14 protein-coding genes and 2 pseudogenes are annotated in these 20233 nt (G+C 46.2%); 7 read left to right on the forward strand and 9 right to left on the reverse strand.

All coding sequences use genetic code 11. The features are described 5' to 3' along the window. The first annotated feature begins 28 nt into the window (after positions 1-28). A complete protein-coding gene (locus tag PL85_RS03085; RefSeq protein ID WP_017037465.1) occupies positions 29-454 on the forward strand; it encodes a MarR family winged helix-turn-helix transcriptional regulator in 426 nt (141 codons plus the stop codon). Between the two features lie 16 nt (positions 455-470). After that, complete coding sequence (locus tag PL85_RS03090) at positions 471-1229, forward strand: class I SAM-dependent methyltransferase (RefSeq protein ID WP_064626259.1); 759 nt, start codon at positions 471-473, stop codon at positions 1227-1229. 149 nt (positions 1230-1378) lie between these two features. Here the strand turns inward: PL85_RS03090 and gcvP are convergent, their stop codons facing one another. The 3 genes and pseudogenes from gcvP to PL85_RS03105 form a co-directional block, all read right to left on the reverse strand. Continuing rightward, on the reverse strand, positions 1379-4258 hold the full coding sequence (gene gcvP / locus PL85_RS03095) for an aminomethyl-transferring glycine dehydrogenase (RefSeq protein WP_115340056.1): 2880 nt from the start codon (positions 4256-4258) through the stop codon (positions 1379-1381). Positions 4259-4339: 81 nt separating this feature from the next. After that, a complete protein-coding gene (gene gcvH, locus PL85_RS03100) occupies positions 4340-4720 on the reverse strand; it encodes a glycine cleavage system protein GcvH (protein ID WP_115340057.1) in 381 nt (126 codons plus the stop codon). A gap of 57 nt (positions 4721-4777) precedes the next feature. Beyond that, a pseudogene (locus PL85_RS03105) lies at positions 4778-6071 on the reverse strand (serine hydroxymethyltransferase). A 392-nt stretch (positions 6072-6463) separates the two neighbouring features. Here PL85_RS03105 and PL85_RS03110 point away from each other — a divergent pair. The 4 genes from PL85_RS03110 (at position 6464) to PL85_RS03125 (ending at position 10793) form a co-directional block, all read left to right on the forward strand. Continuing rightward, positions 6464-7087, forward strand: coding sequence for a helix-turn-helix domain-containing protein (locus PL85_RS03110; protein WP_010320321.1), 624 nt, complete (start codon positions 6464-6466; stop codon positions 7085-7087). A 291-nt stretch (positions 7088-7378) separates the two neighbouring features. Continuing rightward, entirely contained in the window at positions 7379-8512 is a 1134-nt protein-coding gene (gene gcvT / locus PL85_RS03115; protein WP_174223866.1) for a glycine cleavage system aminomethyltransferase GcvT, read from the forward strand. A 77-nt stretch (positions 8513-8589) separates the two neighbouring features. Beyond that, on the forward strand, positions 8590-9570 hold the full coding sequence (locus PL85_RS03120; RefSeq protein WP_115340059.1) for a trypsin-like serine protease: 981 nt from the start codon (positions 8590-8592) through the stop codon (positions 9568-9570). 128 nt (positions 9571-9698) lie between these two features. Then, on the forward strand, positions 9699-10793 hold the full coding sequence (locus tag PL85_RS03125; RefSeq protein WP_174223867.1) for a S1 family peptidase: 1095 nt from the start codon (positions 9699-9701) through the stop codon (positions 10791-10793). A gap of 75 nt (positions 10794-10868) precedes the next feature. Here PL85_RS03125 and PL85_RS18795 read toward each other — a convergent pair. The 6 genes and pseudogenes from PL85_RS18795 to fruB all read right to left on the reverse strand — a co-directional run. Beyond that, positions 10869-13406: pseudogene (locus PL85_RS18795) on the reverse strand (M16 family metallopeptidase); the annotation flags it as partial. Between the two features lie 285 nt (positions 13407-13691). Then, complete coding sequence (locus PL85_RS03130) at positions 13692-14375, reverse strand: DedA family protein (protein ID WP_026028609.1); 684 nt, start codon at positions 14373-14375, stop codon at positions 13692-13694. A 53-nt stretch (positions 14376-14428) separates the two neighbouring features. Then, positions 14429-14806 carry a hypothetical protein gene (locus PL85_RS03135; protein WP_234782774.1) on the reverse strand — a complete coding sequence of 126 codons (378 nt, stop codon included), beginning with the start codon at positions 14804-14806 and terminating at the stop codon, positions 14429-14431. A gap of 141 nt (positions 14807-14947) precedes the next feature. Further along, positions 14948-16690, reverse strand: a complete 1743-nt coding sequence (fruA, locus tag PL85_RS03140) for a PTS fructose transporter subunit IIBC (RefSeq protein ID WP_094163156.1) — start codon at positions 16688-16690, stop codon at positions 14948-14950. Between the two features lie 18 nt (positions 16691-16708). After that, on the reverse strand, positions 16709-17662 hold the full coding sequence (gene pfkB / locus PL85_RS03145) for a 1-phosphofructokinase (protein ID WP_115340061.1): 954 nt from the start codon (positions 17660-17662) through the stop codon (positions 16709-16711). 10 nt (positions 17663-17672) lie between these two features. Continuing rightward, positions 17673-18815, reverse strand: a complete 1143-nt coding sequence (gene fruB / locus PL85_RS03150) for a fused PTS fructose transporter subunit IIA/HPr protein (protein ID WP_115340062.1) — start codon at positions 18813-18815, stop codon at positions 17673-17675. A 223-nt stretch (positions 18816-19038) separates the two neighbouring features. Here fruB and cra point away from each other — a divergent pair, with 223 nt between their 5' ends. Further along, on the forward strand, positions 19039-20169 hold the full coding sequence (gene cra / locus PL85_RS03155; protein WP_174223868.1) for a catabolite repressor/activator: 1131 nt from the start codon (positions 19039-19041) through the stop codon (positions 20167-20169). Positions 20170-20233 lie beyond the last annotated feature (64 nt).

Raw genomic sequence — 20233 nt, forward strand, 5'->3', positions numbered from 1 at the left:
AACTAAATAACTTAATGTCGGAGATACTATGGAGACGATTAAGAGCTTGGAACTACTTGAGTTCGAATTATGGCGCCGTTGGCGCTCTAAAATTAGTGACCAAGCAAGCAACGAATTGACAAACAATGAATTAGATTACCTCTACGCACTTAATGGGTTAATAGAAGGTGTATCACTTGGTTCTTTAGCTTGCCAGATGAATGTTAGTAACGCCTCTGCTAGCAGTATGGTGAGCAAGTTAGAGTCCAAGGGGTACCTTTCAAAAATTAAAAATCACGCCGATGGCAGAGGGGTAAGATTGGTCGCAACAGAAAAAGCGAATGCTCTACGTGCATTAGAGATAAACATATACCAACAAGTTGATGGTGAACTTCAGCATGCTTTTTCTGACACAGAATATGAGCAGTTTAATTCGCTATTATCCAAGGCTGTCGACATATTATTAAACAAATAAAAGTAATGGGCATACAATGAAATTTAACCACCACAATATCTCAACCAACCGTCTTTATAGTGATTTGTCAAAATATTATGACTACGTGATTAGTAGAGATGATTACCAAGGAGAGGCTCATTTTTGGAAGCAACTTATTGAAAAAAAATGCGCTAAAACTTTGCCAATGTTACTTGAATTAGCTTCGGGGCCAGGGCACCTCCTCTCTCACATCGGTTCTAATGTTGAAGCATTTGCCATTGATTTATCCACAGAGATGCTGACAAAGTGTAAGCAGCTTAACCCTAATGTAAACACCATTCAGGGAGATATCACGGAGTTTAGTTTACAGCAGAAATTTGATTTTATTTTGCTACATGACAGTATCGGTCATCTGTTCAAGGCTGATGATATTAGGGCTACGTTTGCGAACGCGTACCAGCACTTAAATTATGGAGGTATTTTTGCTTTGTCTCCTGAATTTGACGGAGATAGTATTAATAAACCTATTGTTAATCATCGCACCACATCACTTCCTGAAACAGATTTGACGGTTATCGACTACATCGAGCGTCACCCTACGGATAAAAATCGACTGAATGTACTGACTTCATACTATGAACAAAAACAAGGAGTGACACACATAGAGTTTGACCGTATGGAATTGGGGTTATTTGGTATTGAGTATTATAAAAAACTTATGGGAGAAGTAGGATTTAGTGTTGAACTTTATACGAAACCTGAATCATCGAGCACGGAATGTCGAACAGCAATTATAGGCACTCGATTGTCTTAAGCTAACTCACTTTTGTCCAAAAATCGTTTTACAGCATAACAAAAAGGCGAACTTCTCAGTTCGCCTTTATTATTGAATATTGATAACAAAGTCAGTCACAACCTAAAAGATGATCATAAACTGTGACGACGCGCCATCAACATCAGCACCTACTCTTGGTAGTTATCGATACTTGGGCATGAGCAGACAAGGTTACGGTCACCGTATACGTTATCGACACGGCTCACGGTTGGCCAGTATTTTGATGCCTGAGTATGAGCGGATGGGAAGCAAGCCGTTTCACGAGAATATGGGTGAGCCCATGCTTCACTTGCGAGATCCGATTGTGTATGCGGCGCATTCACTAACGGGTTGTCGGCTAATGGCCATTCGCCTGATTGAACTTTCTCTATTTCGGCGCGAATCGCAATCATCGCCTCGCAGAAGCGATCCAATTCGGCTAAGTCTTCCGATTCGGTTGGTTCAATCATCAAGGTGCCAGCAACAGGGAATGACATCGTCGGTGCGTGGAAGCCATAATCCATCAAACGTTTAGCAATGTCTTCTTCGCTGATACCTGTCGCTTCTTTAAGCGGACGAATGTCAATAATGCATTCGTGCGCTACACGGCCGTTACTACCACGGTAAAGAATAGGGTAGTGTGGGCGCAGTCTTTCCATCACATAGTTAGCATTTAAAATAGCGACTTGAGTAGCCGTGGTTAAGCCTTCTGCACCCATCATGGCAATATAAGCCCATGAGATAGGTAAAATAGAAGCGCTGCCTAAATCGGCCGCAGATACTGCGTGATCGCTGCCTTCAACTCCCCCTTCAATATGTCCCGGTAGGAAAGGCGCTAGGTGAGATTTTACACCAATCGGCCCCATACCTGGGCCGCCGCCGCCATGTGGAATACAGAATGTTTTGTGCAGGTTGAGGTGAGAAACATCAGAGCCAATAAAGCCCGGATTGGTCAAACCAACTTGCGCGTTCATGTTGGCACCATCAAGGTAAACTTGGCCGCCTGCGGCGTGAACCATGTTACAGACTTCTTTAACTTGTTCTTCGTAAACGCCGTGCGTTGAAGGATAAGTGATCATGATGCTAGAGAGGTTCTCTTTATGCTTCTCAATTTTGTCTGCGAGGTCTGCGATATCAACGTTGCCGTTATTATCACATTTCACGACCACTACTTTCATCGAAACCATTGAAGCGGTTGCAGGGTTGGTGCCGTGTGCTGAGCTCGGAATTAAGCAGACGTTACGGTGCCCTTCACCACGGCTTTTGTGGTAGCGCTGAATCGCTACAAGTCCTGCATATTCGCCAGAAGCACCGGAATTTGGTTGTAGCGAGAAGGCATCATAGCCTGTGATTTCACAGAGCTTTTCTTTTAAATCTTTAGCGAGAGCGGCGTAACCTGCGGCTTGCTCTTTCGGTGCAAATGGGTGGATTGAACCAAATTCTGGCCAAGTGACAGGGATCATCTCGGCTGCGGCGTTCAGTTTCATGGTGCAACTGCCAAGCGGGATCATGCCGTGAGTTAATGAAAAGTCTTTATTCTCAAGTTTTTTCAAATAACGCATCATTTGCGTTTCGCTGTGATAGGTGTTGAACACAGGATGCGTTAGGAAGCGAGATTGACGACGGCAGTGTTCTGGAATCGCTGCAAATTCGTTGGCGGCAATTTCTGCCGACAGCGCGCTTGCCGATTGCTTAATATCGAAAACCGCAAACAGGGTTTCAAGATCAGCTGTGGTGGTGGTTTCATCCAAACTGATGCCTAATTGGTCATCAAATCGGCGTAAGTTGATGCCGGCTTGCTGCGCTTTTGCGTAGAGCGCTTGAGTTTGAGCGGCACTCTTTAAGGTAATCGTGTCAAAGAAGCTGTTGTGTACCAATTCGTAGCCCGCTTGAGTTAAGCCTGCCGCTAGAATTGCTGTCATATGATGAGTACGGCGCGCAATGGTGCGCAACCCTTCTGCGCCATGATAGACCGCATAAAACGAGGCCATATTAGCCAGCAGAGCTTGCGCGGTACAGATGTTCGAGGTCGCTTTTTCGCGGCGAATGTGCTGCTCGCGAGTTTGCATTGCCATGCGCAGCGCTGGGTTACCTTTAGCGTCAATCGACACTCCGATCACGCGGCCGGGCATAGTGCGTTTGTGCGCTTCACGCGTGGCCATAAAGGCGGCGTGTGGGCCGCCGTAACCCATAGGGACACCGAAACGTTGAGCCGAGCCAATCACGACATCCGCGCCCATTTCACCCGCTGGTTTCAGCAAGGTGCTGGCCAGTAAATCCGTGGCAACAGTAACCAAGATTTTATTGGCTTGCGCTTTAGCAATCAGGTCGCTTAAATCACGCACTTCACCTGTGGTGCTTGGGTATTGCAGCAGCGCGCCAAACACATCTTGTTCAGGCAATGAGTCGAGTGCGCCGATTTGTACCTCAAAACCGATAAATTCAGCGCGAGTTTTTACCACTTCAATGGTTTGTGGATGAACATCGTCCGCCACAAAAAAGACGTTACTTTTGCTTTTCCCTGCGCGTTTACACAGTGTCATTGCTTCGCCAGCGGCGGTTGCTTCATCGAGCAGCGACGCGTTGGCAATATCCATCGCTGTTAAATCCATCACCATTTGTTGGTAGTTAAGCAGCGACTCCAAACGACCTTGAGAGATTTCTGGCTGGTAGGGCGTGTAAGCCGTATACCAACCGGGATTTTCCAGTACGTTACGCAAAATGACGTTCGGCGTGAAGGTATTGTAGTAACCTTGACCAATGAACGTGCGTTTAATCTGGTTTTGATTGGCAAATACTTTCATCGCGCTGAGCATATCGGCTTCGCTTTTAGGCGCAGCAAGGGACATTGGGCTTTCTAAGCGAATTTGCGCAGGAACGGTTTGTTCGATTAACGCGGCTAAGCTTTCGGCGTTGATCGCGTTGAGCATTTTTTGTTGATCGGCTGAGTTGGGTCCGTTGTGGCGTGCAACAAACTCATTTTCGGTACTTAACTGGCTAAGCAGTGGGCTGTGAAGTAATTCAGTCATTTCCTTTACCTTTTCAAAGATCGTGTGCGACCTTAAAAAAAAGCCGCCCATGCTGGGCAGCTTTGATCCGTGATGGGCTAATTAATCTTCTTCGATAGAGTTTTGGTACTCTTCTGCATCTTTTAGATTGTCGAGTTCAGAAGCATCAGACATCTTCACTTTCACAATCCAGCCACCTTCATACGGTTCTTCGTTGATGAGTTCTGGGCTATCTTCTAGCTCTTCGTTGATTTCAACGATGACACCTGTAATCGGTGCGTAAATATCTGAAGCGGCTTTGACAGATTCAACCAGAGAAAAACTGTCTCCAGCATCAATTTCCGTATCCACTTCAGGTAGGTCAACAAACACGACGTCACCAAGCATCTCTTGCGCATGCTGAGAAATACCGATGGTCACTGTGCCGTCACCGTTGTCGCGCACCCACTCGTGGCTATCTGCAAACTTCAGTGTATTGTCCATTGCTTTATCTCCAAAAAAGTATCGTATTGATTTGAACTTGTGTTTAATTTAAAAAGGCTATTGGTAGAGTGGGAAGCGTTGGCACAGCGCTTTAACTTGTTTGCGCACACGTTGCTCAACATCACTGTTTCCTTCTGGGCTCACAACAAGGCCATCGAGAACATCGCCAATCCACTCACCGATGAGTTTGAATTCTTCACGACCAAAACCACGGCTGGTTCCAGCTGGCGTACCTAAACGAATACCCGAAGTAATCATAGGCTTCTCGGTATCAAATGGGATGCCATTTTTGTTACATGTGATTCCTGCACGCTCTAATGCTTGTTCGGCGATATTCCCCTTCAGCCCTTTAGGGCGAAGATCAACAAGCATGAGATGAGTGTCAGTCCCGCCAGTCACAATGTCACAACCGCGAGTTTGCAATACTTCGGCGAGAACTTTTGCGTTATCGATCACCGAATCAATATAACGATGAAACTCAGGGCCTAACGCTTCGCCTAGTGCTACCGCTTTGGCCGCAATTACGTGCATTAACGGGCCACCTTGCAGGCCGGGGAAAACCGCCGAGTTAATTTTTTTGCTGATCTCTTCGCTGTTGGTCAAAACCATACCGCCTCGTGGGCCGCGCAAGGTTTTATGTGTGGTGGTCGTGACAACGTGGGCATGCGGCAATGGGCTTGGGTGAGCACCAGTGGCGACTAATCCGATCGACCATTAAGAGCGCGCCCACTTCATCAGCAATGGTTCGGAATTTGGCAAAATCAATTACGCGAGGAATGGCAGAGCCGCCCGCAATGATCATTTTTGGTTGATGCTCTAACGCGAGGCTGCGTACATCATCATAATTGATTTCTAAGGTCGTGCTATCGACACCATATTGAATAGCATTAAACCATTTACCAGAGAGGGCAGGCCGAGCGCCATGAGTGAGGTGGCCTCCGGCATCCAGAGACATACCTAAAATCGTGTCACCCGGTTGCAGTAAAGCCAGCATCACCGCGCCATTAGCTTGTGCGCCTGAATGCGGCTGCACGTTGGCGTATTGACAATGGAATAGGGATTTTGCACGTTCAATCGCAATGGTTTCGACGGTATCAACGTGTTCGCAACCACCGTAATAGCGACGGCCGGGGTAGCCTTCTGCATATTTATTGGTGAGACAAGTACCTTGCGCTTGCATAACGGCTTTTGAAACGATGTTTTCTGAGGCGATCAGCTCAATTTGTTCATTTTGGCGCACGTATTCGGCTTGAATACCCGCAAAGACAGCATCATCAGTGGCAGCAAGGTTGGTTGAGAAAAAGCTCTCAAGGCAGTGGTTGGGGTAACTTTTGTTCACGTTGGCATTCATGGTAGATGACCTTCCAATAATCCGACGGATTGGCTAAACATTCCGTCATTCCTTTTTAGTGGCTGCCTTATCGTTAAGCCGTTAGGCGACAACAAAGCAGAGTGTCAGTTATCCTTAAACTGGATTGCAACCCCAACAATACGGGGTGAAAAGCCACTTAAACCTTGTTAAATCCCTAACCGCAATAAGTGGTAAACTGCATCTTTTTATCTAACAAGTCAGTAACATACTCTTTGGCTTATAAACAATCAATCAAAAATTTCCTATAGGAAACATGGTTTCTTTTTTTGTAAGCAAGAGCACGCTTTATTTACGTGCAGCCTCTTTAACCTTGCGTTGGCTTTATGCCACAATGATGGCCGAAATCAGGAAGATAACAATCGAGGGAAAGCATGTCTGAAGACATTTATGATGAGTACCCATCGTTGACCTTGGCCAAGGAAACTGGTGAACAAACGATCGAACCGCTTAAGCTTGGGCAACGTATTAAAGAGATCCGCTCTAAGCTTGGGATTACGTTAGAAGAGGCGAGCCAGCGGACAGGATTAGCTCGATCTACATTGAGTAAAATCGAAAACGAACAGATTTCTCCAACCTACCAAGCGATGCAAAAACTCGCTCATGGATTGCAGATAGATATGCCTCAACTATTTGAGCCACCAAAGAAAATTGTGGCAACAGGTCGTAGGGATATTTCTCGTATTGGTCAGGGAAAGCCGCATCCCACCCCAACTTACGAGCATGAATTGCTCGCCACGCAGCTCTCTAATAAGAAAATGATGCCGTTTAAAAGCCGAGTGCGAGCTCGTGCATTTGAAGAGTACAGTGACTGGGTTCGTCACGATGGTGAGGAGTTTTTGTTGATCCTCACGGGTGAAGTTTTGTTCTATAGCGAATTTTATGAACCGGTTCGATTGGCGGAAGGTGATAGCGTTTATTACGACGCTAACATGGGGCACATGCTGGTCTCTGTCAGCGAAGAGGATGCATTGATTTTGTGGGTTACTGCAAAATGAGTGTGAAAACGCGAAGTTTCTTATAGTGACAGCAATCGTTTGCTATTTGGTGGTTTTACCTTCTGCAGTGTGCTTTTAATCACTTTTAGCTCAGGCGATGCTAAGCATATCGCGACTTTTAATTGTGACTGGGTTGTTAATTTTGACAATTCATCTTGTTTTGAACTTGTTAATCCGCCCGAACGGGCGCATTCTTGTTCACTATTGGAAACATGGTTTCCTCTTCTTTGGACATAATAGCCAAAATTTGGTGGTGAATTCCCTGCTGGGTCGGCTGAAATGGAGATGAAAATGACTCAAGAACATGCAAATCAAACATTACTCACTACTCCTTTACATGCGCTGCACATCGAAGTTGGAGCGAAAATGGTGCCATTTGCTGGCTATGACATGCCCGTTCAGTACCCATTAGGGGTAAAGAAAGAGCATTTGCATACTCGCGAGGCGGCTGGTTTGTTTGATGTTTCGCATATGGGCCAACTTCGTTTGCATGGAGCCAATGCCGCGCAAGCATTGGAGTCATTGGTTCCGGTCGACATTATTGACTTACCAGCAGGCAAGCAGCGTTACGCCTTTTTCACTAATGCACAAGGTGGCATCATGGATGACTTGATGGTTGCTAACCTTGATGATCATCTGTTTGTTGTGGTTAATGCGGCTTGTAAAGCACAAGATATTGCTCATCTACAAGCACATTTGCCACAAGGTGTTGAGCTCGAAGTCATTGACGATCGCGCGCTGTTAGCGCTGCAAGGGCCAAAAGCCGCTGAAGTGTTAGCTCGCCTGCAACCACAAGTGATGACGATGCACTTTATGGATATTCAGCTAATGGACATCGATGGAGCCCAGTGCATTGTCAGCCGAAGTGGTTATACCGGTGAAGATGGTTATGAAATTTCTGTACCGGCAGAGCAGGCCGAAGCATTGGCGCGTAAACTGACCGCTTATGAAGAAGTGGAATGGATTGGTCTGGGCGCGCGCGATTCACTGCGTTTAGAGTGCGGTTTGTGCCTTTACGGGCATGATCTTGATACCACCACAACGCCAGTTGAAGCGAGCTTGTTATGGGCGATAAGCAAAGTGCGTCGTGCTGAAGGTGAGCGTGCGGGTGGTTTCCCGGGTGCAGACATCATTCTTGGGCAGATCGAAAGCAAAGATGTTGCACGTAAACGTGTAGGTTTAGTGGGGGTAACTAAAGCGCCAATACGTGAAGGCACTGAGCTATTTGATGCCGATGGCCAGCATATAGGCGTAGTGACCAGTGGTACAGCGGGACCGACGGCCGGAAAGCCCGTGTCTATGGCCTATATCCGAGCTGATTTATCAACGATAGGCACAGAAATTTTTGCTGATGTGCGCGGAAAAATGCTGCCTATGGTGGTTGAGAAAATGCCGTTTGTGGCTCAGCGTTATTATCGCGGCTAAAGCATCATAAAATGTAATAAAAGCACATTTTAAGATGTTTCATATCGATAACGGATTAAGTACTATCTGGGTTCAAAGTGATAAGGAATGACATGATGAACAAATGGGTAGTACTTTTATCTTCGCTCGCCGTCTCTGGCAATGTGTTCGCCGTTGATGCTCAGCCCTACATAGTAAACGGTACGGATGCAAGCGTGACGGAGTTTCCTTCTATAGCGAGCTTGTTTTTTGATCAAATTGCTTATAACGGTTCATATGGAAGAGGAAGCTATTGCGGTGCTTCGTTACTCAATAACCAATACGTATTGACGGCTGCGCACTGCGTTTATGGTAATAGTGCAAATCAGCTTTTTACCTCTATTGTACCTAAGCTGAAAATTGAAACAGATTTTCCATTCAACATATTAGAAAAAGCGCGAGTGGCAGAAATCTATTATCCATCAACTTATAACAACACCACCTTATTGGATGATATTGCGATCCTCAAGCTTGAAACGCCTTTGACAATGGTGTCGTCTGCTGACTACTTAACGCGGCCTACCGCAAATTCTGATAGTACTTATCGTTCATCAAGTGAAACCTTTATTGCCGTTGGGCATGGTAATACTGCTTCTAATGTCGATACTAAAACGTATCTACAGAAAACTAATTTAACCTATGTGGCTAATGTATATTGCAATTACACTTCCACCACAGACACTAATTTATGTATGGAAGGGGCGATAGGTTCTACGGGGCTGCAAAATGCAACCTGTCAGGGCGATTCTGGGGGTCCGTTATTTTGGCATATTGGCGGTAACTATATCCAAGTTGGTATAACCAGCTTCGGGCCAAATACCAAGTGTGGAGACCCACTGGTTACTGCTCCATCGGTATTTACGGAAATCCTTGACTATTCTACTTGGATAGAGAGTGTTCTGCTTGGTTCTGAACCACCAAAATTTGTCGCAACAGAAGCGAAACGCCAAGCTTATTTAAACCCACCTTCTGACAGTGGTGGTTCATTCGGCTGGTGGTCTTTACTGCTGATGTTTATCCCCTTCATTCGTAGACGTTGAACCCTTATTGATCTCGAGCGACCTGTTTAGGTCGCTTTTTTATTGCCTTTTTTGAGCAGGTTCCACTTAGGGCGCTAAACTTGAAAGTGATACACGCGTATCTTTCTAGATGAGTGACGAGGTGATGGATGTACAAATGGATACTGTTCAGTGCGATGCTATCAGCAAATGCTTATGCGGTTGATTTCCAGCCTTACATTGTGAATGGTTCGGATACCAGCAGTGCCACTTACCCTTCTTTTGCTAGCCTTTTATATCAAAGCAGCGCTCAGTATAGTACCAACAGTTTTTGTGGGGCGAGTATTATCAATTCACAGTTTATTTTGACGGCAGCTCATTGTATTTACGGTAAAAAAGATACCATGCTTTATACGGTGGTAGTGCCTCAGTTGGATAATGTGGCCGATTTCCCCTACGGGAATATCCAGATATCGCGCGCGGCGGCTTTTTATTACCCCAGTACTTACATCAATTCGTCCAGCGTACTCTGGCGTGATGACATTGCGATTATCAAGCTCGAAACACCGCTCAATGTGGCGGACTATTCTGCGCTACTCAATACTCAGTTAAATAATGATTACCCTGCTGGCAATAATTACAAAGCGATTGGGCATGGCTACGTGGCGGGTAATGTCCCGAATGCTAATAAGCAGTTACAAGAAACGACCCTCACTTTTGTTAGTAATGCCGTCTGTAGCGCTTTCTATGGCTCGGCACTGACCTCAAAGCAGATCTGTTTTGATGGTGCGGTAAGCGGTGCTTATAAAAACTCCACCTGTTCTGGCGATTCCGGTGGGCCTGTCTATTGGTTTAATGGCTCGCAATACATTCAAATTGGTTTAACCAGCTTTGGGCCTTCACTATGTGGTGATATTAACCAACCGATCACCTCGGTATTTACGGAGCTTTATGATTATCAGAGCTGGATTCAGCGCGTTCTTACAGGGGCAGAGGCGCCTAAATATTATGTTGCCACTCAAAATGGGGTACGTGTTCTGATTGATACTCAAACTGTTGCCCCTCAAGAGGAGAGCGGTGGCAGTTTGAGTATCCTAGGGTTGACTCTACTGCTGTTATTTCGCTTTCGGGCGCATAATAATTTTGGTTCGTCTGTTGTGGTGATTAAAAATTTGCTTGGCTCTCAACGTCATCTCTTGTGCGGTGATTCGGTTTGCCGTTTGCTCTATGTTAAACAACGCATCGATGCCGTACCCGTGCAGTGAATAACGTTGAATAAACCAATTCATCTGCTTGGGGTCGTCTTTGAGTGGTTTGAGATCGGCAATCAACTGTTTTGCTGCGGTGAGCGTTTCCTCTTCCGTTATTTCGACAGATAAACCGTCAATCAGCTTATCAATGGCTTGCTCTGCGGTATCGACATCATTGGATGAAATGTCCACGCTAAATAGCCAATCGTTGTGTGGTTCACTATAGGCTGAAACCGAAAAAGCATTGGGAGCGTAATCCAACCCTAGCTGTTCACGCACCTGACTCACCATGCGGCGGTTTGCCACACGCCACAACATATCATCCATAAAGATAGTAGTAGCCGATTTGTGTTCCGGGTCGTTACTGATCACTCTGGCAAGATAGGCACTGCTTTTTTCGTCATTGATCGCCATGTCGATTCGAGGCTGAAAGTCTGCGCGATAATCAATGCGATAATCGACCTCAGGTGCGGAGCTGAAGGTTAATGACGCCACATAGGTACGCAACAGCGGTTTCAGTTCGGCAGGTTGAATGTCTGCGGTAATAAAGAGTTTAAAACCCCTATTTTTCTTAAAGAGGTCATCATGGGTTTGCATCACTTGTTCAACACTCACCGTATTGATGTCCGATCCTTCGTATAACCAATGAGTGGTGTTCGGCAGATAGCTATTGCGATTAATGGCGAGCGCCATCTGACCAATGGGTGAGCGAAGAAAAGTATCACGATTTTCTTTAAATTCTTGTTTTGTTAACTGCAGATGGTTGTCGTCGATGTTGATGGCTGTCATCGCCGTATAAAGGGCCGCAAACGCTTCGGCTAACTCATCTTTAGATGATTCAAGGCTGATACCATGCGACGTAAAGTCGATGTAGGGATTCAATATGATGCCGTGTCTTCTCAGGTGATTATCCAACTGAGAGCCGCTAAAGTTACCAATTCCACCGCGTATGGCACTCGGAATAAGCACTTCAGAAGCTTTACGCAAATCGGGCTCTAAGCTTGCTTTACCACCAAGGCTAGCCAAAGTGGCATACACTTTTTCCCCTGCGTTAATGTCTCTGCGATACCACACTTCAACACCGTTACTTAGCGTCCAAGTGGTGATATCCATCGACTCTTGAGGTTGAGATTCTGACAAAATGGCACCTATCTGCGTAGGTGTTACAAAAGCTTGATTGACCTCTTGTAGTAGCGGTGGCTGCCCTTTTTGGGCAAACAGGGTTTTGAGTGTTGGCAGTGTCGCGACGACGAATTCTTTGTCTTCACTTTTATCCAACCCAATATTGATCTGGTAGTCGCTAGACAATAATTTGCGAAGGTGTTCATCGAGTATGGCATTGTTGGTGGTCGAGATAAATTCGGTTAACGTCGACCGTCGGTCTAAATGTGACTGGATCGGTTGATCCAACGTGCGCGCCAGCGTTTTTTCTTCGACTAAATCTATCGCGGTAGCTTTTTGCCAATTGTTATCGAAGTTCGCTAACATCTCTTGATACTGACGGAAAATCGCCTGAAACTCTTGCTCACCCACACCATGATCACGCAGTGCAGCAAGTGTGGAGAAGAAGAGATTTTGCGATGCTTCTCTTGAGTCCACTGGAAACCCGACCTCTGCAAACGAATAGCGCTGGGTTTCAAACGGGATAGTTTGGGAATAAATCCAAAGTGCCGGAAGGTTGGCGTCACTAAAATTGCTGGATAACCGCTGTTGTATCAGTTGCTGGGCGATATCATCGAGCCACCACTGGGCTTGTTGTTCACGGCTGGCTATTTTTTGCTCGCCACGGTCGATGAATAGGCTAATGTTCGGTGAGTCATTGGCACCAATGTAACCCACAAAATCTGTATTATTGGCGGTAATGCTGTGGTTTCTAGTCGGCATTGGCGTGCTGCCTTTTTCCCAGCTCGCGAAGTGTTTTTCTATCAATGCCGTGGCTTGTTCTAATGTGATATTGCCGGCGATAACGATTTCGGTGAGCTGTGGCTGATACCAAGTGCGGTAAAAATCGGCAATTCCTTCGGGTGTTGCTTGGTTCACGCTCTCTTTGGTGCCTAAGGGATCATGTTGTGCATATAAAGTATTAGCAATCATGTGCTCATAAACGTTTTGAGCGTAGCTCTTCTCCTCTTTGCGTGAGAAACGAAACTCGCCCATGATCACGCGTTTTTCATTTTCAACCGATGTGGGAGTAAGCTCTATACCATCGGCAATATCTCTAAACCAGACCAGAGCTGGCTCTACCGCTTGGTTATCGGGTAAATCCAGTTTGTAAACCGTTTCTTGATAAGCAGTATAAGCATTGATGTCAGGGCCAAAACTGACACCTGATTGCTCAAAGGTTTTGATCGCATCATTTCCGGCATAATGAGCGCTGCCATTAAAAGCCATATGCTCAAGAAAATGAGCGTAGCCCTGTTGCTGATTGTTTTCTTGAAATGCGGCTGCGTGAACAATCAAGCGGATGGAAACGGGTTCTTTTTGATTGGGATAAATGTGGTATTTCATGCCATTGGCCAGCTCGGCACTCGCCCAATAGGGATCTTCTTTGATCGGAGTGAACGCTTGATTTGAAGCACATCCCAACAGAAATAAGCAACTAACGAATAGTAGACGATATATTTTCATAACAACCTCGACATGTATTTGGTGGCAATATACGTCATGAGGTTTGAATTATTTGGGGGAATGCGACTGTCAACTCAGGTTTTGAGAAAGAAGTTTCAATTTTTTCGTAACAATGAATGTTATTAATTACATTGTGTAACGGTAGTGTTAGGTTTTGAATAGTTTACCCACCTTTGTATTGGATATCTCTAACACGTCAGCTAACACCATAAAACAGAGAGGCTGGCTAATTTCTTCAACAGTGGAAGCATTAGCTTCACACTGCTGAGAGATTAGTTCGGTGATCTACTGGCTTTCTTCACTGATACGAGGGGCTTTTTGCAGTGAACGTTTACGCATTAACCAACCCACCAGTACCGTTGAGATAGCGATCAACAGTGTCATCAGTGGTGCTAATATCAACGCATGATTGGCTATTTTGGCAAGCTTATCGGGCAAAAGAGAAATACCTAAGCCTGAGCCGACCAAAAACAGAATCCACGCCAGCGCGCTCAGTGGTGAGACGAGCAGGAAGCGTGTTGGTGTTACTGCATTACGCAGCCCCATTACCATAGGCAGCAAAGAACGAACTACCGGCAGAAAGCGCCCCATGAACATGGCCAGTAGCCCATACCTTTGGATCAAGTTATCGGTAGTGCGCCACTGTTTTTCTGAGACTTTGTTGAGCCAAGTTGAGACTAATCGCCACTCTTTAAGTTGGTGGCCTTGATAAAAGGCGATCGCACTGCCCAGCCAACCAGCAAAAACCAGCACGCCAATAATGGCATACAGGTTGAGTACCCCAACGGCCGCAAGGCTACCACACAGTACAATCACACTATCGCAAGGCAGCGGCGCTGCTGGAATAAATGCACTTTCAACGAAGATAAGTAACCCAATACAGAGGTAAAGTAACGACAGATCGACCTGTTGTAGCGCAAATAGATCTTGATGCCATAAGGCAGAGAAAATAGACAAAAAAGTATTCATAACAAGCTTCCTCAATCAGTAAATAGTAATAATTGGTCCGATTGAAAAAGGTGTTAAGCGTGGGCGAAGCGTGAATACAGGTTGGAAAATTGCAGTGCTTTACGCACAAAAACGTGAGTTGATTGACCTATATACAGAGAACAAATGACGACAAACGCAGTGGTACTGAGAGTGTAAAAAAGTAGGGTAGTTTCTGCGCTCGTCTCTTCGTCGTCATCTGAGATTAACCGAAGCCCACTGACTCGTGGTGTTTCATGCCTTGTGGTTAATATTGCTGCATCACGATCAACAAAAAATGGATGACTGGAAAAATGAACATGCTGGATTGTCGTAGACTCACTCGCCGAAAAGCTTTGTGTAGCATTGAGGTTGAGCGAGGAGAACAGGCTCAATAAGCTAAACAAGAAGGCAAACATCAATGACTGGATCATAACTATCGCGAGGCTACTTAAACTGAGGGTGAGTATGCGGCGTGTCAGCGGTGCGTGTAAAGGAATTTTAGCCCTGGAAAAGCGTGAAAAAGTGAGCAGCGCTGCTGCTCACTCATGATGGTTAGATATTAATGATGCAAATTATATTGCTGCCGCGGTTGAGCTCTCGCTCGCTTTTGCGCGGTTTTTAAGGAAGGCGTAACCAAAGCCAGTCACCGCCGTACCAGCCGCAATCGCGATTAGGTACATCAGTACAGGTGTAATCGCATTTGGTATCAGTAGGACAAATAAGCCGCCGTGCGGAGCCATTAATTTCGCGCCAAACAACATAGACAGTGCACCCGTTAACGCGCCGCCTGCCATACAAGCTGGGATAACGCGCATTGGATCTTTCGCTGCAAATGGAATTGCCCCTTCAGAGATAAAGCATAAACCTAGTACAAATGAGGCTTTACCCGCTTCACGTTCACCGGCTTCGAATTTGTCTCTGGCAAGGAAAGTGGCAAGGCCCATACCTAACGCTGGCACCATACCCGCAGCCATAATGGCGGCCATTGGTGCGTAAGTTTGCGAAGCCAGTAGACCAACACCAAAGGTATACGCTGCTTTATTAATCGGCCCACCTAAGTCAAAGCACATCATCGCGCCTAGGATTACACCCAGAAGTACGGCGTTGGCTGAGCCCATGTTGTTTAAGAACTCAGTCATTGCAGCCATGATGCTCGATACAGGGCCACCGACGATGTAGATCATCACCAAGCCAGTAAAGAGACTCGCCACAAATGGAATGATGAGGATTGGTTTTAGCGCTTCCATCGATTGCGGTAAGGAGACTTTATCTGCAATGAATTTAGCGGCGTAACCTGCAATGAAACCGGCCACAATACCGCCAAGAAAACCGGCTCCGGTAGAGCTTGCCAACATCCCGCCAATCAAACCAGGAGCAAGCCCCGGACGGTCAGCAATCGAGAACGCAATAAAACCCGCCATGACAGGGATCATTAATGCAAAGGCTGAACCGCCACCAATGGTCATCAGCGCTGCCGCTAATGTGCCTTGCTCTTTAAACGCTTCAATACCAAACACAAAAGAGAGTGCGATGATCAAACCACCCGCGACTACGACAGGAAGCATGTGAGATACCCCAGTCATCAGGTGCTTGTACACCCCTTTTTTCTCTTCGGTTTGATTGTTATTAGACGCTGACGATTGCGTATAAATAGACGCTTGGTTAAACGCGTTGGTGATCTCTTGCTCGGTTTTTTTCAGTGCAAGACCTGTACTGGTTTTATACAGTTTTTTGCCGTTGAAACGATCGAGTGGCACTTCGATATCGGCCGCAATGATCACCAAATCCGCATCAGCAATCTCTTGCGCCGTGAGTTGGTTTTTCGCGCCCACAGAACCACGTGTCTCTACTTTGATCTGGTGGCCAAGGCGTTTTGCATGGTTTTCTAGCGCTTCTGCCGCCATAAATGTGTGTGCAACACCCGTTGGACAAGCGGTAATCGCCACGATTTTTTTAGCGGCTTGCGTTACGACTGGCGCAGACACCGTTTTTGCCTCTTGCTCAGTTAGGATAGTCGCTGCGTTTATCGCGCTGTTTAAAAAAGCAACGGGATCAGAGGTGCAGGCTGAAATGTCACTTTGGTACACTTTTTTGCCGATAAAGCGAGTAGTATCTATTGGTGTATTACGAGCAATAACCACCACATCTGCGTTGTCGATTTCACTGCTAGAGAGCGTATGGCCTTGAATGATGCTGGAATGGCATTCAACCACCGCGGTCCAATTGAGCGATTTTGCCGCTTGTTCAAGCAGCCCGGCAGCAATGATGCTGTTTGCAACGCCACTGGGGCATGCGGTAATAATAGCAATCTTCATAGTTACGACCTTCTGTCCTTATGAGTTAGCGCTTAAGCTAACGGGTTGTAATTGGATTTGTTGTTGTAGGGTTTCGAGTTGTTTTCGGTTTGACATACCCACGCCGACTTGCGTAACAGCTAACGCAGAGAGGGCAGTGGCAAAAGTAAGCAGTTCTGTTTTTTCCATCTGCTGCATGTGTCCCCAGCAAAGGCCCGCGACTAAAGTATCGCCTGCGCCAACAGTGCTAACGACCTGCATACGTGGTGGTTTTGCATGCAGCCATTGATGTTGGTTCAACCACATCACGCCATTTGCTCCCATCGACACCACGATATTTTCAATGCCTTTTTCGGCCAGTTGCGCGGCGGCAGCTTGGCATTGCTCAGGAGTGTGTAGTTCACGCCCCACAAACTGAGAAAGCTCTTCATCGTTTGGTTTAATCAACCAAGGCTTTGCGTCAAGACCCGCTTTGAGGGCATCACGACTGCTATCAAACAGCACTTTTTTACCCATGGAGTGCAGTTTTTCGATCCACGAAGCACATAATGCTGGGGAGATGCCCTGTGGCAAGCTGCCAGCGAGCACAAAATAGTCGTGATCAGCGGCTAATCTCTCGAGAGTGCGTTCGAACTGCTCAATGGCAAGCGGCGTCACTTCAACTCCGGGGAAATTGATGTCGCTCACTTCACCCGATTGCTCCACCAATTTCACGTTAATACGGGTTGCACCATCAACACGAACAAACTCATCAATTGCGGCCATCTGATCAAATAGCTGACAGAACAACGCTTGGTTATCACGGCCAAGAAAGCCGGTCACAGTCACCTTTGCACCGAGATCGCTCAGTACTTTCGCAACATTAACCCCTTTACCTGCGGCGTGAAGTGAACCTTGTTTGACTAGGCTCACTGAGCCAACATTCAGCACATCCAAGCTACCTGTTAAATCAAGCGCTGGGTTTAGCGTGATAGTGACGACTTTATTTGTCATGGCTTAATCCTCACCCTTCACCTAGACCAGAAGCAATCGCTTTACCGATCGATTCTAATGCTTGCTCGGCGTCTGCCCCCTCAGCTGAAAACTGAAGCTGGTGGCCATGTTTTACGCCCAGCGCAATGACTTTCATCAGGCTTTTCGCGTTGGCTGTTTTTCCGTCGCCATCTAAGTTAGACACTTTGATATTGGCTTCAAATTTCTTCGCTTCGGCCACCAACATCGCTCCTGGACGAGCGTGCAGACCATGTGCATTTTTGATTTTGAATACCGCAACCTTGCTTGCTGCGCTCTCATCTTTTGCCGGAGCTTGCTCATTGTCATTGCTGAAGAAAGCCAATAATTGGGCAGCATTCGCATTGAGCAAGGTTTCTTGCTGTTGCTGAAGCACAAGCTGCGTGAGCTTATCCAGAATGTTTTGGTGAGCATTATTACAAGCGGCAATCGCGATCAAGGCTTTGACGTTGAGTTGATTGTATTCACACGCATTGGCGGTTGACACAAACGAAATGCCCGTGCGTTTGACCGCTTTGTCACTGCTGATTAACCACAATCCCTTGCCTAGGTGGGTTGGCTCTTTCGTGACCAGTTCGGCAACAAATTCATTGTCGGCACAGCCGGTATTGCGTAGCAAACCGCCAGCGACGGCGCTCATCTGTACCATATCACTGGCAGGGAAAAGCAGTTGGATCAACGAAGCATCAAAATCAGGCTCAAATTGCACTTCACCATTGAGGAGTGCAATGACATCATTGGCACTGGACGCTTGTTTCAGTTTCTCTTCAACGCCATCGGCGGATAACACTTGCGTCAGTTGCTTCAGAATGCCCAAATGTTCATCGGATTTCGCTGCAATACCAATCGCGACATAAACGGTTGTGTCGTTACCCCAGTCAACGCCGTTGGGGAAGTGGTGAACAGCAACACCCGTTTGCTTAACCAGTTGACGTGTATCGGTTGTACCGTGTGGGATCGCGATACCATTACCAAGAAAGGTCGAATTCTGAGCTTCACGGTTAAGCATGCCATCGACATAACCTGCTTCGACGAACCCTTTGTTGGTTAGATCCGCTGCGATAGCTCGAATCGCCTCTTGCTTGTTCGTGGGTGATTGGCCCAAAGTAATATTGTTGGAATTGAGTTGCAGCATTTTGGCCTCTTTGCCTTACGGCTTAATTCGTTATCACTTTGAAGTATAGATTTCACCTAAGCGATAGTTTATTAATATTATTTATTCAAGCTGAATCGTTTCAGCTTTTTTCCCAAAAAAATTCAGCAAACCTATTTTTGACGAAAAATGGCGCTGTTCAACTTACTCGCACTGCTCATTTTTTATAACACTCACATTTGGTGATTTTTACATCGATGAAGTGATGGTCAAATGTAGCCTTAGTTATCATTTTGTAATTTTGCTGAATCCTTTCAGCTTTTATACTGAATCGATTCAGCGTATAATTCAACTTCATCAAGGATCAAAAAATGAGTTCTATGATCCGACGCACAGAACAAGAGTGGTTGATATGACACTAGATGAGATAGCGAAGTTAGCGGGAGTCTCTAAAACCACCGCCAGTTATGTAATCAATGGCAAAGCGCAGAAGTACCGCATTAGTGAAAAAACCCAGCAGAAAGTGATGGCGGTGGTGGATGCCCATAATTACCGTCCCGATCACGCCGCTTCTGCTTTGCGAGCAGGAAATAGCCGCTCTTTTGGGCTCATCATCCCTGATCTTGAGAACACCAGTTACGCGCGTCTTGCCAAATTGTTAGAGCAGAACTCTCGTCAAGCGGGTTACCAAATTCTCATCGCCTGTTCGGACGATGACCCGCATACCGAAATGTCGGTGGTGGATGCCTTGGTCTCACGCCGCATCGATGCACTGTTTGTTGCCAGCGCGATTCCTCACGCCAGTGAGTTTTATCTCAAGTTGCAACATTCAGGTACTCCGGTTATTGCGATTGACCGCCCGTTAGATGATGAATTTTTCGCCTGTGTGATCAGTGAAGATTTCAACGCCGCGTTTGAATTGACTCACTCTCTATTAACGCCGGAGATTAAAACCGTTGGTTTGGTCGGTGCATTACCAGAGCTTAATATTTCGCAAGAACGCCAGTTGGGTTTTGAAGCCGCGCTGAGAGCGAAAAATCTGCACAGTATCATCGGTTATGGCGCGCACTTTAACCGTGAAGAGGGCAAACGAGTGGTGAATGAATGGATCGCCAATAACAGTATGCCAGATGCGATCGTCGCGACTTCCTACACTCTGCTTGAAGGGATTTTAGATGTATTGTTTGAAAACCCAAGTTTAATGAATCAGGTTAAGTTATCGACATTTGGTGACAACCGTCTACTTGATTTCTTGCCGATTAAAATCAACTCGTTGCCGCAGCAGTTTGAGCTGATTGCCGACAGCGCACTCGCGTTGGCACTCAACGCTTCGGCAAAACGTTATCAAGCTGGGATCGAATTGGTGCCTCGTAAACTGAAAGTTCGTATTCATTGATGGTCACTTTTTAGCTTGATTTTTATAAAGTCATCAAGAAAATTCACGTAACCTAAGCTCTGTT

It is taken from the genome of Vibrio anguillarum, from assembly GCF_001989995.2.
GTDB classification, from domain to species: Bacteria; Pseudomonadota; Gammaproteobacteria; order Enterobacterales; family Vibrionaceae; genus Vibrio; species Vibrio anguillarum.

Coding starts and splice junctions, on each gene's coding strand:
- PL85_RS03085 (WP_017037465.1), top strand. CDS start 29: ATGGAGACGATTAAGAGCTTGGAACTACTTGAGTTCGAATTATGGCGC.
- PL85_RS03135 (WP_234782774.1), bottom strand. CDS start 14,806: ATGATCCAGTCATTGATGTTTGCCTTCTTGTTTAGCTTATTGAGCCTG.
- gcvP (WP_115340056.1), bottom strand. CDS start 4,258: ATGACTGAATTACTTCACAGCCCACTGCTTAGCCAGTTAAGTACCGAA.
- PL85_RS03125 (WP_174223867.1), top strand. CDS start 9,699: ATGTACAAATGGATACTGTTCAGTGCGATGCTATCAGCAAATGCTTAT.
- pfkB (WP_115340061.1), bottom strand. CDS start 17,662: ATGACAAATAAAGTCGTCACTATCACGCTAAACCCAGCGCTTGATTTA.
- PL85_RS03130 (WP_026028609.1), bottom strand. CDS start 14,375: ATGAATACTTTTTTGTCTATTTTCTCTGCCTTATGGCATCAAGATCTA.
- gcvT (WP_174223866.1), top strand. CDS start 7,379: ATGACTCAAGAACATGCAAATCAAACATTACTCACTACTCCTTTACAT.
- gcvH (WP_115340057.1), bottom strand. CDS start 4,720: ATGGACAATACACTGAAGTTTGCAGATAGCCACGAGTGGGTGCGCGAC.
- fruA (WP_094163156.1), bottom strand. CDS start 16,690: ATGAAGATTGCTATTATTACCGCATGCCCCAGTGGCGTTGCAAACAGC.
- cra (WP_174223868.1), top strand. CDS start 19,039: ATGGTCAAATGTAGCCTTAGTTATCATTTTGTAATTTTGCTGAATCCT.
- fruB (WP_115340062.1), bottom strand. CDS start 18,815: ATGCTGCAACTCAATTCCAACAATATTACTTTGGGCCAATCACCCACG.
- PL85_RS03090 (WP_064626259.1), top strand. CDS start 471: ATGAAATTTAACCACCACAATATCTCAACCAACCGTCTTTATAGTGAT.
- PL85_RS03110 (WP_010320321.1), top strand. CDS start 6,464: ATGTCTGAAGACATTTATGATGAGTACCCATCGTTGACCTTGGCCAAG.